Origin of the sequence: Variovorax sp. OAS795 (assembly GCF_040546685.1) — a bacterium.
Lineage (GTDB): Bacteria > Pseudomonadota > Gammaproteobacteria > Burkholderiales > Burkholderiaceae_C > Variovorax.
In genome coordinates, this window is sequence record NZ_JBEPOH010000001.1 from 1,410,679 (window position 1) to 1,424,536 (window position 13,858).

A 13,858-nucleotide genomic window follows, 5' to 3' on the forward strand; every position below is an offset into this window, starting at 1 on the left:
CGACAATCGAAGGCTCGCTGCAACGAATGCCCCCATGCTTCCCGACCCCTCCACCGATCCCCTCGAACCGCCTCGCGATGGCGACGCTCCCCGTGCAGCCGACGCAAGCCGCCTGCGTGCCGAGGCCGACAAGCTCGAGGCCTTCTGCGTCGTCGTGCGCGCCGCGTCTGCCGCGGCCGATCATGCTGCGTTCGTGGAGGTCAGCCGCGCCGCCTCGGAGGCGCTGCGCGCCAGGTTCGGCGGCGGCTCGATCACGTCGGCGTTTGCCTGGCTGACCGGACGCGAGGGAAGCGCGGCGCTGCAGAGCGTCGTCGACGGCAGGGTCGAACTCACCGGACCGCTTACCCTGGCGCAGGTGGTCGAAGCGGTGGCGCTTGCAAAAGAAGCGGAGCTGCTGCGCGCAAGGCGCTGAGCGACACCGCTCGCAGGCCAGCCGCGGCTCAGCCCGCCATGGCGCGGCAGGCGGCCGCGCAATCCCGGCAGGCCTTGGCGCACGCCTGGCAGTGCCCGTGCTCGTGCCTGCCGCATTCTTCGCCGCAGGCCTGGCAGATTTCCGCGCACAGTGCGCAAATGGCGTTGGCAAACTCGCCGCCGCGCGCCATGGTGGCGGCGGCCAACTGGCAGGTGGCCGCGCAGTCCATGTCGAGCGCGACGCACCTGGCCATCATTGCGGCGTCAGGTTCCTTCAGGCAGGCCGCGGCGCAGTGGTTGCATGCCGTGGCGCACGCGTTGCAGGCCTCGATGCATGCGGCGTAGGTTTCATGTGGCATTGTTTTCTCCTGGAAGAAAAACTCTCGCCCGGCAGTCGCCGGCCTGTGTAGGAGCAATCCGCCGGGCCGCGTGAGATGGGCGTGCGACCCGGCGCCGCTACCGATGAGCAGGGCCTTGCACGAGCTGCAAGCGGCGCTGACGCGTGCATCGCCTTTTCTCCTACGCCGCTGCATCGGACGGCGAAGAGCATCCCGCCTTGCATTCGTTCTTGTCCAACACAAGGCCAACCCAAGGAGCATCTTCGATGAACACCACACTTCGCAGCGACGGCCTGGCCCATCGATCCCTCGGCATTGCGGACTGGATCGCGCTGGGATCGCGGTGATCAACCACAGGCGCATCGCCGCCAACGGGGTGAGCTTCCACCTGGCCACCTGCGGGCCCGCCGACGGGCCGCCGCTGGTCCTGCTGCATGGCTTCCCGGAGTTCTGGTACGGCTGGCACTGGCAGATGGAGCCGCTCGCCGGCGCCGGCTGGCAGGTGATCGCACCCGACCAGCGCGGCTACGGCGAGTCGGGCAAGCCCGCCGGCGTCCGCGCCTATGCGCTCGACACGCTGGCCGACGATGTCTGCGCCCTGTGCAGCCAGCTCGGGCACGAGCGCTTTGCGGTCGTTGGCCACGACTGGGGCGGCATCGTGGCGTGGCATCTTGCCGCGCGAGAGCCCGCACGGCTGAGCCGCCTCGCGATCCTCAATGCGCCGCATCCGGCAACGCTGGCAACCTATGCGTTCACGCATCCGCTGCAAGCCGTGCGAAGCGCCTATGTCGGCTTCTTCCAGATGCCCTGGCTGCCCGAGATGGCGCTGCGCGCGAACGATCATGCGCTGCTGGCGCTGACGCTCTCCGGCAGCAGCCTGCCCGGCAGCTTCGACGAGGCCGAGCTCGCCAGGTACCGCGAGGCGTGGTCGCGCGAGGGCGCGCTGCAGGCCATGCTGAACTGGTACCGCGCCATGCCGCTCGCCAGGCCCCTGCGGCGCCGCATCGAGATCCCGGTGAAGGTGCTTTGGGGCGATGCCGACCCGGCGCTTTCCAGCGGCCTGGCCGAAGCAGGCGCGGCCTTCTGCAGCGACTGCGAGGTGGTGCACCTGCCGCGCGCCACGCACTGGCTGCACCACGAGATGCCGGGGGAGGTGAACGCGTCCCTGATCGAGTTTCTTGCCGGTGCCGAATCCACGCTCAGCGTGCCGCCAGGTTGAGCGACCGTGCGGCCTCCAGGTGCGAGCGCAGGGTCGGCAGGGTCTTGTTCGCCCAGGCCCGCAGTTCGGGATCTCGGAGTTCACGCCCCGCACGTTCGAAAAGCGCGATGTCGGCCTGGTGGTCTTCGATGCCGACGAGCCGGACATAGATGCGATCGAACTCGTCTCCCGTGGCCGAGGCCAGCCGGTCGAGCTTGGCATGCTTGCCGCGCGGCAGCACGCCCGGAAGCCGCATGCCCCTGGCACGCACCAGTTCCATGAGCTCGCTGTGGGCCCGTGTGTGATGGTCGACCAGCATCTGCGCGTAGGCCCGCACCTGCGGGCTGGCGGCGCGGTACATGGCCAGGCGCGAGGCCTGGACCTCGTAGCGGCCATTGCCGGCCGCCGCGGTGACGAACTGCGGGTCTTGCAGCCCGCCTGTGCGGCTTGCCCGCGTGTCGGGCGCGGCCGGATCCAGCGGCGCCGCGCATCCCGCGGCGAGCGCCGCCATGCAGGCCAGCGCGAGCGCGCGCAGCAGGGGTTCGGGCGTTTTCATGATTCTCCTTGCAAGCCTGCAGTAGCCGGCCCGACCGTCGCCGGGGACAGGACCAATCTAAGTCTTCGGCGCACCGCGCCGTGTCGGACGGTGGCTGCATCCGTGCTCATCCATGACGGCATGCGCAAAATGACTGCCCGTGAATTCTTTCGCAATGCCGAATAACGCGCGCAAAGGGCAAAAGCCCGCGGTGCTCCTTGCATCCGGCTGGGACGACTGCGACGACCCGTCGTACGACCGGATCTGCGAGGCCTTGGCCGCCGAGGACTGGAGCGTCCGCCGCATCGATTTTCCGGGCGAGCGCAAGCGCCGCGGCTCGCGTCGCAAGATGAATCGCGACCAGAACCTCAAGGAACTCGTGGCCGCCTACGACAGCCTCGTGGAGCGCGAGGACTTCCAGCCGCGCGCGGTCGCGTTCATCGGCTTCAGCTATGGCGGCTATCTCGGCGCGCTCCTGAGCGCGCAAAGGCCGCTCCAGTGGATGGCGCTCCGCTCGCCGGCCCTGTACCGCGACGAGGACTGGCGTGTTCCCAAGGAAGCGCTGGACAAGGACGACCTCGACCACTATCGCCGCAGGGTCCGCGGCCCGGAAGACAACGCGGCGCTGGCCGCCTGCGAGACGTTCGGGGGTGACGTCCTGCTGGTCGAATCCGAACACGACGACACGGTGCCCCATCCCGCCGTGAAGAGCTACAGGACGTCGTTCAAAAACGCGCGGTCGCTCAGTTACCGCGTGCTCGAAGGGGCGGATCACGCGCTGTCGAGCGAGCAGGCGCAGCGCCGGTTCGTCGACGAGCTGTTGCGCTGGATGAACGAGGTCACCGGCGGCGACGCATGAACCCGGCGGCGGGCCCGCGAGGACTGCGCGGATCGCCGTTCAGGGCTTGCGGCGCTTCAGGAAGCCCGGCGCGTTCTCGCCCGTTCCGGGCTGCGCTTCATCGCCATCCATGCCTTCCAGTTCTTCCGGCGTTGCCGGTTCGTCCAGTTCGAGATCCTTCGCACGCACCTCGGCCTCCAGCGGCAGTTCGCTGGGCTTGAGGGGTGCGGAATCCGCCGGTGCGTCGGGCGATTGCTTGCGTGTCATGGCTGTGCTCCAGTGGTTCGCGAGCGGCCATCGTGCGGCCCGGGCGCACGCAGGAACAGTCGGACGGAAAGGGCGGGGGATGCAGGACGATTTCTCCTGGGCCACTGCGTGCGCAGGCCTCTCTTTCTGCGGCACGCCTTGCTTGCGGTGCAGCTGCCGGCAAGCAGGTGCGGGGATCGGTCCGGGCACGCGGTTTGCCTCTTTCCGATGCTGTGACTGTGACCAAGAGAAGGGAGCCACCATGACGCAACACTTCAGCGTCGAAGACCTGTACCTGCACCAGAAGATCCTCGATGTGCACTGCGCACCGGGGCTCGAGCTCGCGGCTTGCGCCGTGCTGTCGGTCGATTGCGAGAAAGACAGCTACGTCTCGTGCATCTGGACCTTTGCGCTGGACGGCTCGGCCGCCCGGCAGCTCACGCGCGCCCCGGGGCGGGACGAGTCGCCGCGCTGGTCGCCGGACGGAAAGCGGCTCGCGTTCCTGTCGGACCGCGGGGGATCTCCGCAGGTGCACCTGATACGGCGCGACGGCGGCGAGGCGTGGCAGCTCGGCGCATTTCCGCAGAGCGTGTCCAATCTGCGGTGGGCGCCCGACGGCCGCTCGCTGGTGGTCGCGGCCGCGGTCAAGACCGACCCGGACCTGCGCGGCGCACGCGGCCACGGCAAGCCGCCCGAAACACGCAGATGCATGCCGGAGCTCGCATGGCGCCTGCCCTACAAGGAGGACGGGGTGGGTTATCTGCTGCAGCGGGAGTTCCACCTGTTCCGGCTCGATGCGGCCAGCGGCAGGCATACCCAGCTGACGGACGGCGCTTTCGACGTGCTCGCCTTCGATGTCTCGCCGGATGGGCGGCGCATTGCCTTCGCGCGCACGCGGGAAGGACGCTTTGCGCACTGCAACGATCTCTGGGTGTGCGATGCGGACGGCCGCAACGCGCGCCGCCTGACGCACGACCACGCCATCGTGATGCAGCCGTGCTGGTCCCCCGACGGTCAACGCATCGCCTTCACCGGCGCGCGCGAAGAGGGGGATGCCGAGCCGCGGCTGTGGATCCTCGACCTGCCGTCGGGCAAGGTGCGCGCACTGTGCGAAGACACGGTGGACGTGGCCGATCCCGGCTCGGTGCAATGGACGCCTGATGCCAGCCGCCTGGTGTTCACGCGGGCACATCGCGGGCGGCACCAGATCGTCTCGCTCGACGTGGCGCAGGAGTCGCTGCAGGTGCTCGCTGGCGGAGACCGTCAGCTCGGCGTCTTCGGCTGTTCGGCGCGGCATTTTGTCTACAGCGTGGACCATCCGTCGCTGCCCAGCGAGCTGTGGGCACGGCCGCGCTGCGACGAAGGTGGGGAAGGCCCCGGCGCCCAGCCCGCCATGGAACGGCAGCTGAGCCGTTTGAACCCATGGTGGCAGGACCGCATCGGCATCGACGCGCACACGGTGGAGTTCGACGTGCCCGATGGCCGGGGCGGCACCGAGCGCATCGAGGGCTGGCTTCTTCGCGCACGTGGCTGCACCCGGCCCCAGCCCTTGCTGAACGACGTGCACGGCGGCCCGGCGAGCTACGCGCTGCTCGACTTCGACACCAACGTCTTCTGGCAGGTGCTGTGCGCCAGAGGGTGGGCAGTGCTGGCCCTGAACGCGGTCGGCTCCGCCAGCTATGGCCGCGACTTCTGCCGGAGGCTCGCGGGGCATTGGGGCAGCCGCGACTTGCCGCAGCACCTCGCGGCCATCGAGCGGCTGCGCGCCGACGGGGTGTCGGACGGCCGCGTGGCCATCTCGGGAAAGTCGTACGGGGGATACCTGAGCGGCTACGCCACCGGCAACTCCGACGCGTTTGCCGCCGCCGTGGTGATGGCACCCGTCGGCAACATCGAGACCCATTTCGGCACCTCCGACGGTGGCTACTACGCCGATCCCTTCTACATGGCCAGTTCGCCGGCGTTCGACCGCGAGCTCGCCACCAGGCTGTCGCCTCTGCAGCACATCGGCAAGTCGAAGACGCCAACGCTCTTCATGCAGGGCAAGGACGACGAGCGCTGCCCCAAGTGCCAGTCCGAAGAGCTGTTCGTGTCGCTGGCGCGGGCGGGCGACACGCCGACGGAACTGGTGCTCTACCCGGGTGAGACGCATGGCTTTCTCGGCAGCGGCGCACCCTCGTGCCGCGAGGACGCGGCCCGCCGGATCATCGATTGGATCGTTCGCTTCTCTGATGCCCCGGTCCAGCGCGGCACCGGGCAGGAGCGTGCCGAAGAGCCGAGCGCGGAGGGCAGGCCGCTGCATGCCGAAAGCGGTTGAAGACACGCCCGCGCACGCGCACACGCATGCAGAAGAGCGAGGAGCGACCCGGCCGGAGCCGGACTCAACCTACAACAGCGTGGCGCGCATGCCGAGTCCGGAGGGCGCGGGTCTTTGCAACATGAAAGGCCGCACTCGTCCTTTTCTTCTTTTCATTTCTGCAAAGGAGCTCCACGCATGTTCTCCCACAACAAGCGACTGCAATACACCGTCCGCGTCAGCGAGACCAATCCGGGCCTTGCCAACCTCATGCTCGAACAGTTCGGCGGCCCGCAGGGGGAGCTGGCCGCGGCCTGCCGCTATTTCACCCAGGCCGTGGGCGAGGACGACCCCGGGCGCAAGGACATGCTGTTCGACATCGCTACGGAAGAGTTGAGCCATCTCGAAGTCATCGGCACCATCGTCGCGATGCTCAACAAGGGCGCCAAGGGGCGGCTGGCCGAAGGGGTCGACGCCGAGGCGGAAGCCTTCCGCACCATCACCGGCGCGGGCAACGACAGCCATGTCACGCAGGTGCTCTATGGCGGCGGCCCCGCGCTGGTCAACTCGGCCGGCGTGCCCTGGACGGCCGCCTACATCGACACCATCGGCGAACCCACGGCCGACCTGCGCTCCAACATCGCGGCCGAGGCGCGTGCCAAGATCGTCTACGAGCGGCTGATCAACCTCACGGACGATCCGGGCGTGAAGGAGGCGCTCGGCTTCCTGATGACGCGCGAGATCGCGCACCAGAAATCGTTCGAGAAGGCGCTCTACGCCATCCAGCCGAACTTCCCGCCGGGCAAGCTGCCAGGCATGCCCGAGTTCACGAAGGTCTACTTCGACATGTCCAAGGGCGGCGAGGTGCGCGGCCCCTGGAACCAGGGCGAAAAATGGGAATACGTCGGCAAGCCCGACCAGCAGATGGCGGTGGACGGTGGCTCGGGCGAACCCTCCGTGCAGCTCACCGCGGAAGACCAGGCCGCGGTGGAAGCCATGGCCGTGCGGACGGCTTCCGACCCCACCGGCAATCCCCCGACCGGTGCCGAGCTGGGCATGTCGGACGACGCCGCCCTCGACGAGCTGGCCACGGAACTGGGCAAGCCCAAGGGCTAGCCCGAACTCGCGCTGCGCGCCGCCCCCAGCCGTTGTCATCGTGCCGACCGCACGCGAATCCCTGGCCGATGCGGTCGTCGTGGGTGGCGGCCCGGCCGGGCTCGTGGCGGCCATCTACCTGGCGCGGTTTCGCCGCTCCGTTGTGCTGGTCGATGCGGGGCAAAGCCGCATCGAGAAGATCCCGCGCTCGCACAACTATCCGGGCTTTGCAGAAGGGGTCTCCGGCGCGGAGGTGCGCGACATGCTGCGGGACCAGTTGCGCAGCTACCCGGTACGCATCGTGCACGGCTTCGTCGAGCGGGCAGCGCGAGTGCCCGACGGCTTTCGCCTGGACACCCGGGCTGGCCCGATCGAAGGCCGTCGCATGCTCCTGGCCACCGGCGTGACGGACATCCCGCCCGCCATGCCGCAGGTGCGCGACGCCCTCGATGCCGGCGTGTTGCGCTATTGCCCGGTGTGCGATGCCTACGAGGTGATCGGCAAGGCCGTGGGCGTCTATGCCAACGGCCCGGCCGGCGTGGCAGAGGCGCTCTACCTGCGCCACTTCAGCGCCGACATCACGCTGTTCATGGCGCAGGGCAGTCCGGGTCTGCCTGCGGAGGATCGCCGCAAGCTGGCCGAGGCCGGCATCCGCTGGAACGATGCACCGGTGGACGCCATGCGCCGCGACGGCGAGCGCATCGAAGTGATGCATGCCGGCGCGCGCACGCTGTGCGACACCCTCTATTGCGCGCTCGGGGTGACCGTGCATTCGAAGCTCGCAGAAGCGCTTGGCGCATCGGTCGACGAAACGGGTTACGTCGGCATCGACGGCCACCATGCGACCCATGTGCCCGGCCTGTATGCGGCCGGCGACGTGTCTTCCGGGCTCAACCAGATCGTGGTGGCGATGGGCGGCGCGGCCATCGCGGCCTCGGCCATGCACCGCGAGCTCGGCCCCGCCTGGCCGGCGCGGACCGACGCATGAGTCGATGTGGGCGCAGTCCGACGAACCCTGTGGGCCTCTGCTTGCGCGGCACCCTGGACTGGCGTCGATGCTGGTCGCCCGGATCCGGTTTTCACCGGCTTTATTCCGAATGATCCACCAAGCGATTTCCCGTTGAATCCCGCACACTGAAGGAGCAACCGATGCTGGCAATGAACTACCGCGGCCCCTACCGGATCCGTGCGGTGCACAAGGTCGAGCCCGAGATCGAGCACCCCGGCGATGCCATCGTGCGCGTGACGCGCTCGTGCATCTGCGGCTCCGACCTGCACCTCTACCACGGCCTCGTGCCCGACACCCGCATCGGCTCCACCTTCGGCCACGAGTTCACCGGTGTGGTCGAGTCGGTCGGCTCGGCGGTGCAGCACCTGAAGCCGGGCGACCACGTGCTGGTGCCTTTCAACATCTTCTGCGGCAGCTGCTACTTCTGCCAGCGGGAGCTCTACGGCAACTGCCATGCGACCAACCCGGAAGCCACCGCGGTCGGCGGCATCTACGGCTACTCGCACACTGCCGGCGGCTACGACGGCGGGCAGGCCGAGTACGTGCGCGTGCCGATGGCCGACGTGGGCCCCACGGTCATTCCGTCGGGCATGGACCTGGACGATGCGGTGCTGCTGACCGATGCATTGCCCACCGGCTACCAGGCCGCCGAGATGGGCGGCATCCGCGAGGGCGACACGGTGGTGATCTTCGGCGCGGGGCCGGTCGGCATCTTCGCGGCCAAGTCGGCCTGGCTGCTCGGCGCGGGCCGCGTGATCGTGGTGGACCACGTCGACTACCGGCTGGAGTTCGTGCGCTCGTATGCCCAATGCGAGGTCATCGACTTCAAGCATGTCGGCGACATGGCGATCCACATCAAGAACATGACCGACGGGCTTGGCGCCGACGTGTGCATCGACTGCGTAGGCTGCGAGGCGGCGGGCAACTTCGCCCAGACGCTGCTGGGCATCAAGCTCAAGCTGCAGGCCGGCGCGGCCACGGTGCTGCACTGGTGCATCAACTCGGTCCGCAAGGGCGGCACCGTGTCGATCGTCGGCGTCTACGGGCCCACGTTCAATGCCGTGCCCATCGGCAACGCGGTCAACAAGGGGCTCACGCTGCGCATGAACCAGGCCAGCGTGAAGCGGCACCTGCCGCGGCTCATCGAACACATCCAGGCCGGGCGCCTCGATCCGCGCCGCGTGATCACGCACCGCATCGACCTGCGCGACGTGGCCGACGCGTATCACATCTTCTCCAGCAAGCTGGACAACTGCATCAAGACCGTGCTGGTGCCGCCGGGGGTTGCGCAAGAAGCGACCACCGCGGCCGCAAGCCACTGAACCCGGGAGCGAACAGATGAACACACCCGCCACCTCGAACATGCGTTCGCCATCGCCGAGCCATGCGCACATCATCGGCTGGGGCGCGGACCTCGACCCCGCCGTGCGTCCCGCCTATCCCAAGGAGCGCACGCCGCCGCGCCTTCCCCATGCGGTGGAGCCGCCTCAGCAGCAGCACGCCAACGTCGAAGTTCTCCACTCGACCGAGCGCCCCGGCATCACGCCCATCTTCGGCAGCACGCTGCCGCCTTCCGGCCTGAGCGGCCGGCTGCGGCGGCTGGCTTTCCGGCACTCGGAGAACGACCTGCGGCACTGGCTCATGCTGCTCATGGCCGACCGGATTCAGATGGGCGAGGCGCTGATCGACGACATCTCGCGCGGCCATCTGCCCAACCTGTATGCGGAGATGGGCGGCCGCGCCGAGCTCAGGCACAACCCCATGGGCGCGGCGCGCAAGGCGGCCATCGGCATCGCGGCGCTGGCACTGGTCGCGATGGCGCTCAAGCGCCGCCGGCCGCCGCGCCGCCTGCGCCGCTGACATCGGCATCACGGCGTCTCCTGGCCTTCGGCCTGGAGCTTCCAGAGCCCGGCAAACACGCCGCCGAGGGCGATGAGCTCGTCGGGCGGCCCGTCCTCGACGATGACGGGCTGGAAGGACAGCGGCCCGTCGCCGCTGTCCTTCAAGGTGCGCGCGGCCTCGTCGCAGAACTCGGCCAGCTGCGCGGGAAAGTCGCGCGAGAACATGTCGACGCCCTCGGGAACACCATAGTGGTGGAGCGTCCAGATGACCTGCAGGCCGAACTTGCGGGCCAGCGCCGCGGTGCGCGCGACGCGGGCCATTCCGGCGCCCGGTTCCGCCATGGCGCAGGCACGCCAGCCGACGCTTTCGCGGATGGTGCCGATGCCGAAGCGCGCGAGCAGCGCATAGTCTTCCTCGAGCCGTTCCCAGTGGCCGCTGCGGCGGTTCATCAGGACCTCCTCGCCGCGGCTGTTCACGTGGTCGGCGCCTTCGTAGCCTCCCATCCAGAAAGAGCGGAACAAGGGTGCGGCCGAAGCGGGCGAAGGTTCGCCGGGTTCGGGCGGGTGGGGTTCGTCGGTGTTCAAGATGGCGCTCTCGTTGGATGGCTGCCTTGCGGACACAGGGCCTCCATGCAGGGCAACGGCCATGCCTGCGCGCATGTCGGCGACATGCAGCCAACACGTCGCCAACACCGTCGCCGCCGGGCCCGTGCGCAGGACGCAGCATTTGCGGCAATTTGTGCCGCCGTGCGCACAGCGCACATCCGCCGACACGGCACGTGGGCGCGCTCTCACAAGACAACGGGCGATCGCAAGGCAGATTCGCGGCCAGCATGCAACCGGAGAAGAAGACGCAACAGCCAGCGACAACCGTGCGTAGTCCCGCACGCAAGGCGCATGGCCGCACGAACCCCGCCGCTTCCGAGGTGGACCGGGTGCTTCGCGAGGTGTTCGGCCACGAGCGGTTGCGGCCCGGGCAACGCCCTGTGATCGATCGCGTGGTGGCCGGCCAATCGGCGCTCGCCGTCATGCCCACCGGCGCCGGAAAATCGCTCTGCTACCAGGTGCCCGCGGTGCTTGCGCCCGGGCAGACCGTGGTGGTCTCGCCGCTGATCGCGCTCATGAAGGACCAGTGCGAGAAGCTCGATGCGAACGGCGTGCGGGCCGTGCAGCTGAACAGCCAGTGCACCGCCGAAGAGATCGACGCCGCAGAGAAGGCCATTGCCGATGGCAGCGCGCGCGTCATCTTCAGCACGCCCGAAAGGCTGGCCGATGCCGCCTTCCTGAAGCTGCTGCAGCAGCGGCCCACGTCGCTCTTGGTGGTGGACGAGGCGCATTGCATCTCGCAATGGGGGCACGACTTCCGGCCCGCGTTCCTGGAGATCGGCGCCGCGGTGCGCGCGTTGCGCAAGCCCGTGGTGCTGGCTCTGACGGCCACCGCGAACGACGAGGTCGCCGAAGAGATCATGGAGAAGCTCGGCATTCCGCGCGCGGGCCTCATCGACACCGGCGCCTACCGGCCCAACCTGCACTACGCCGTCGAGCCGGCCATGCGCGAGCAAGACAAGTTGCAGCGTGCGCTGGCGCTGGTCGCGGGCCTGCAGGGCAGCGGCATCGTCTACACCGCGACGGTGAAGGCGGCCGAGGCGCTGTTCGCCGAACTGGCCGGCACCGGCGCTTCCGTCGGCCTGTACCACGGGAAGCTGCGCGCGGCCGAGCGGCGCGATGCGCAAGACGCCTTCATGGCGGGCAAGCTTCGCGTGATGGTGGCGACCAACGCGTTCGGCATGGGCATCGACAAACCGGACATCCGCTTCGTGCTGCACTACCAGATGCCCTCGAGCCTGGACGCCTACTACCAGGAGACGGGCCGCGCCGGCCGCGATGGCAAACGCGCAGATTGCGTGCTGCTCTACCTGCGGCGCGACAAAGCCGTGCAGCAGTTCTTCTTGGCCGGATGGCTGCCCGAGGCGGCCGAATTGCGCGCACTGCAGCAGGTGCTGTCGGGTGCGCCGCCCGAGGAGCGGGCCGGGTGGCAGGCGGCGGAGCTCCAGCAGCGCGCGCACCTTCCGCGCGGCAAGCTTCGCGTGCTGCTCAGCCTGCTGCGGCAGGAGGGCCTGGTGGAGCGCGACAGCGACGGGGCGCTGCGCTGGGGCAAGAGGCCGCCGCTCGAAGATGCCGAACTCGACGCATTGCTCCAAGGCCATCGCGAAAAGCGCGAGCAGGATCGCGAAGCGCTGGAGCGCATGACCTTCTATGCGACCACCGGCATGTGCCGCTGGCAGGTGCTCCTCTCGAGCCTGGGAAGCGACGAGCTCGCGCAGCGCTGCGGTGCCTGCGACAACTGCGTGCGGCTGGCGAGGCACGAGCGCGCACGGGCCGCGCAATCGACCGTTGAAGAAGCCGATGCAGACAGGGCACCGGCCCCGCGTGAGGTCTTTGCGCGAGGCGCGTCCGTGCGCGTGCCGCGCTACGGCGTGGGCAGCGTGGCGAGCGCCGATGCGGTCTCCGTCACGATCGAATTCGCCGATGGCAGCCAGCGTTGTTTCCAGCCCGAGTATGTGAGTCCCGTGCCCGCGCGGCGCACCCGCCGCACGGTGCAGCGTCTGGTAACAGCGCCCGCTGGCCAGCGGTGAGAATCCATCGGATGCATTCAACCAGCATCCTCTTTCCGCTCTTTCCGTATTCCCGCAGCTTCGCGCGCCTGGCATCGTCTGGCGCCGTTGCCGTGCTGTTGGCCGCCTGCGCGTCCACGCCATCCACCCCCGTCCAAACGCCGTCGGGATCGGCAACAAGCGCACGCCCTGCGCCTTCGATGCCAGCGCAGGCGCCCGCCGGAGACGCGGCCATCGCACAGCGCTTCGCCAGCTGGGTGGCGGATTTCCGCGCCACCGCGCGAGCGCAGGGCATCAGCGAAGCAACGTTGCGAAGCGCGTTGGACCCCGTGCAGTACCTGCCGCGCGTGATCGAACTCGACCGCGCCCAGCCCGAGTTCACGCGCACGGTGTGGGACTATCTCGACAATGCCGTCACGCCGCAGCGCATCGCGACAGGCCAGGAGAAGCTCGCGCAGGTGCGTGCCGAGGCCGATGCCGCGGCCGCGCGCTATGGCGTGCCGCCGGCCGTGGTGGTCGCCATCTGGGGCATGGAGAGCAACTACGGCGCCAACTACGGCAACACCCCGGTCATCGACGCGCTCGCAACGCTCGGCTTCGAAGGGCGCCGCGAGGAGTGGGCGCGCGGCGAGTTGATTGCCGCGCTGAAGATACTCGACAGCGGCGACATCGCGCGCGAACGCATGGTCGGCTCCTGGGCCGGCGCCATGGGCCAGACGCAGTTCCTGCCCTCCAACTTCCTCGCCTATGCGGTGGATGCCGACGGCGACGGCCGGCGCGACATCTGGGGCAGCATGCCCGACGTCGTGGCGACGACGGCGAACTTTCTTTCGCGTTCGGGCTGGCAGGCCGGCATGCCGTGGGGCGCCGAGCTGCGCTTGCCGGCGGGCTTCGACTTCGGCCGCGCCGACATGGCCGTGCGCCAGTCCAGCGCGCAATGGGCGGTCGAGGGGCTGCGCACCATCGACGGCCAGCCGCTGCCCGCGTTCGCCGATGGCAGCGTGCTGCTGCCTGCGGGCGCGCGCGGTCCGGCCTTCCTGGTCGGGCCCAACTTCCGCGCCGTGCTGCGCTACAACAACTCGATCAACTACGCACTTGCGGTGAGCCTTCTTGCGCAGCGCCTGGGCGGTGGACCCGGCGTGCAGGCGCCATGGCCGCGGGACATGGCGGCGCTGTCGCGCAGCCAGACCATCGAGCTGCAGAACGCACTCAACCAGCGCGGCTTTGCCACCGGCACGGCCGATGGCGTGATGGGGCCCGCGACGCGCGACGGGCTGCGCCGCTACCAGCGCAGCGTGGGCCTGCCCGCCGATGGGTATCCGAGCGCCGAAGTGCTGCAACGCCTGCAGCAGCCCTAGCAGCCGTTAAACTGGGGGCCGGGTGCGGCGCCGCTGGTCTTTCATGCGGCACCGCAGGTTCATGCGACGGTCGGGCCG

14 protein-coding genes are annotated in these 13,858 nt (G+C 69.1%); 10 read left to right on the forward strand and 4 right to left on the reverse strand.

Annotated features, from left to right (window positions below):
* Nucleotides 1–34 precede the first annotated feature (34 nt).
* Complete coding sequence (locus ABID97_RS06685) at nt 35–412, forward strand: hypothetical protein (protein WP_354397746.1); 378 nt, start codon at nt 35–37, stop codon at nt 410–412.
* A gap of 28 nt (nt 413–440) precedes the next feature.
* Here ABID97_RS06685 and ABID97_RS29515 read toward each other — a convergent pair whose 3' ends face one another.
* Nucleotides 441–1,112, reverse strand: coding sequence for a four-helix bundle copper-binding protein (locus tag ABID97_RS29515; protein WP_503012754.1), 672 nt, complete (start codon nt 1,110–1,112; stop codon nt 441–443).
* On the opposite strand from ABID97_RS29515, the gene ABID97_RS06695 reads away from it, so the two are divergent.
* Nucleotides 1,093–1,968 (forward strand): alpha/beta fold hydrolase, encoded by an 876-nt coding sequence (locus ABID97_RS06695; RefSeq protein WP_354397748.1) that lies wholly within the window; start codon nt 1,093–1,095, stop codon nt 1,966–1,968. The genes ABID97_RS29515 and ABID97_RS06695 overlap by 20 nt on opposite strands.
* Here ABID97_RS06695 and ABID97_RS06700 read toward each other — a convergent pair.
* Entirely contained in the window at nt 1,949–2,503 is a 555-nt protein-coding gene (locus ABID97_RS06700) for a DUF4142 domain-containing protein (RefSeq protein ID WP_354397749.1), read from the reverse strand. The genes ABID97_RS06695 and ABID97_RS06700 overlap by 20 nt on opposite strands.
* Nucleotides 2,504–2,657: 154 nt before the next feature.
* Between ABID97_RS06700 and ABID97_RS06705 the strand changes: the two genes are divergently transcribed.
* Complete coding sequence (locus ABID97_RS06705) at nt 2,658–3,341, forward strand: alpha/beta hydrolase family protein (RefSeq protein WP_354397750.1); 684 nt, start codon at nt 2,658–2,660, stop codon at nt 3,339–3,341.
* A gap of 39 nt (nt 3,342–3,380) precedes the next feature.
* Here ABID97_RS06705 and ABID97_RS06710 read toward each other — a convergent pair whose 3' ends face one another.
* Nucleotides 3,381–3,587 carry a hypothetical protein gene (locus tag ABID97_RS06710; RefSeq protein WP_354397751.1) on the reverse strand — a complete coding sequence of 69 codons (207 nt, stop codon included), beginning with the start codon at nt 3,585–3,587 and terminating at the stop codon, nt 3,381–3,383.
* 241 nt (nt 3,588–3,828) lie between these two features.
* On the opposite strand from ABID97_RS06710, the gene ABID97_RS06715 reads away from it, so the two are divergent.
* From ABID97_RS06715 to ABID97_RS06735, 5 genes are all read left to right on the forward strand, one after another.
* The gene (locus ABID97_RS06715; RefSeq protein WP_354397752.1) at nt 3,829–5,883 is read left to right on the forward strand and encodes a S9 family peptidase; all 2,055 of its coding nucleotides are present in this window, start codon (nt 3,829–3,831) and stop codon (nt 5,881–5,883) included.
* Nucleotides 5,884–6,060: 177 nt separating this feature from the next.
* A complete protein-coding gene (locus ABID97_RS06720; protein ID WP_354397753.1) occupies nt 6,061–6,978 on the forward strand; it encodes a manganese catalase family protein in 918 nt (305 codons plus the stop codon).
* A gap of 40 nt (nt 6,979–7,018) precedes the next feature.
* Nucleotides 7,019–7,945: an NAD(P)/FAD-dependent oxidoreductase gene (locus ABID97_RS06725; protein WP_354397754.1), complete on the forward strand. Its 927-nt coding sequence runs from the start codon at nt 7,019–7,021 to the stop codon at nt 7,943–7,945.
* Nucleotides 7,946–8,106: 161 nt separating this feature from the next.
* A complete protein-coding gene (locus tag ABID97_RS06730) occupies nt 8,107–9,288 on the forward strand; it encodes a zinc-dependent alcohol dehydrogenase (protein ID WP_354397755.1) in 1,182 nt (393 codons plus the stop codon).
* Nucleotides 9,289–9,304: 16 nt separating this feature from the next.
* Nucleotides 9,305–9,826, forward strand: a complete 522-nt coding sequence (locus ABID97_RS06735; RefSeq protein ID WP_354397756.1) for a hypothetical protein — start codon at nt 9,305–9,307, stop codon at nt 9,824–9,826.
* Nucleotides 9,827–9,834: 8 nt separating this feature from the next.
* On the opposite strand, the gene ABID97_RS06740 is transcribed toward ABID97_RS06735, so the two are convergent.
* Nucleotides 9,835–10,392, reverse strand: a complete 558-nt coding sequence (locus ABID97_RS06740) for a hypothetical protein (protein WP_354397757.1) — start codon at nt 10,390–10,392, stop codon at nt 9,835–9,837.
* A 287-nt stretch (nt 10,393–10,679) separates the two neighbouring features.
* Between ABID97_RS06740 and ABID97_RS06745 the strand changes: the two genes are divergently transcribed.
* A complete protein-coding gene (locus ABID97_RS06745) occupies nt 10,680–12,443 on the forward strand; it encodes a RecQ family ATP-dependent DNA helicase (protein WP_354397758.1) in 1,764 nt (587 codons plus the stop codon).
* 11 nt (nt 12,444–12,454) lie between these two features.
* Entirely contained in the window at nt 12,455–13,780 is a 1,326-nt protein-coding gene (locus tag ABID97_RS06750) for a lytic murein transglycosylase (protein WP_354397759.1), read from the forward strand.
* Nucleotides 13,781–13,858 lie beyond the last annotated feature (78 nt).

Excerpts from the sequence above, each read along its gene's own strand:
- ABID97_RS06705 (WP_354397750.1), top strand. The coding sequence starts at position 2,658 with ATGCCGAATAACGCGCGCAAAGGGCAAAAGCCCGCGGTGCTCCTTGCA.
- ABID97_RS06730 (WP_354397755.1), top strand. The coding sequence starts at position 8,107 with ATGCTGGCAATGAACTACCGCGGCCCCTACCGGATCCGTGCGGTGCAC.
- ABID97_RS06715 (WP_354397752.1), top strand. The coding sequence starts at position 3,829 with ATGACGCAACACTTCAGCGTCGAAGACCTGTACCTGCACCAGAAGATC.
- ABID97_RS06710 (WP_354397751.1), bottom strand. The coding sequence starts at position 3,587 with ATGACACGCAAGCAATCGCCCGACGCACCGGCGGATTCCGCACCCCTC.
- ABID97_RS29515 (WP_503012754.1), bottom strand. The coding sequence starts at position 1,112 with ATGCGCCTGTGGTTGATCACCGCGATCCCAGCGCGATCCAGTCCGCAA.
- ABID97_RS06700 (WP_354397749.1), bottom strand. The coding sequence starts at position 2,503 with ATGAAAACGCCCGAACCCCTGCTGCGCGCGCTCGCGCTGGCCTGCATG.
- ABID97_RS06750 (WP_354397759.1), top strand. The coding sequence starts at position 12,455 with ATGCATTCAACCAGCATCCTCTTTCCGCTCTTTCCGTATTCCCGCAGC.
- ABID97_RS06720 (WP_354397753.1), top strand. The coding sequence starts at position 6,061 with ATGTTCTCCCACAACAAGCGACTGCAATACACCGTCCGCGTCAGCGAG.
- ABID97_RS06685 (WP_354397746.1), top strand. The coding sequence starts at position 35 with ATGCTTCCCGACCCCTCCACCGATCCCCTCGAACCGCCTCGCGATGGC.
- ABID97_RS06735 (WP_354397756.1), top strand. The coding sequence starts at position 9,305 with ATGAACACACCCGCCACCTCGAACATGCGTTCGCCATCGCCGAGCCAT.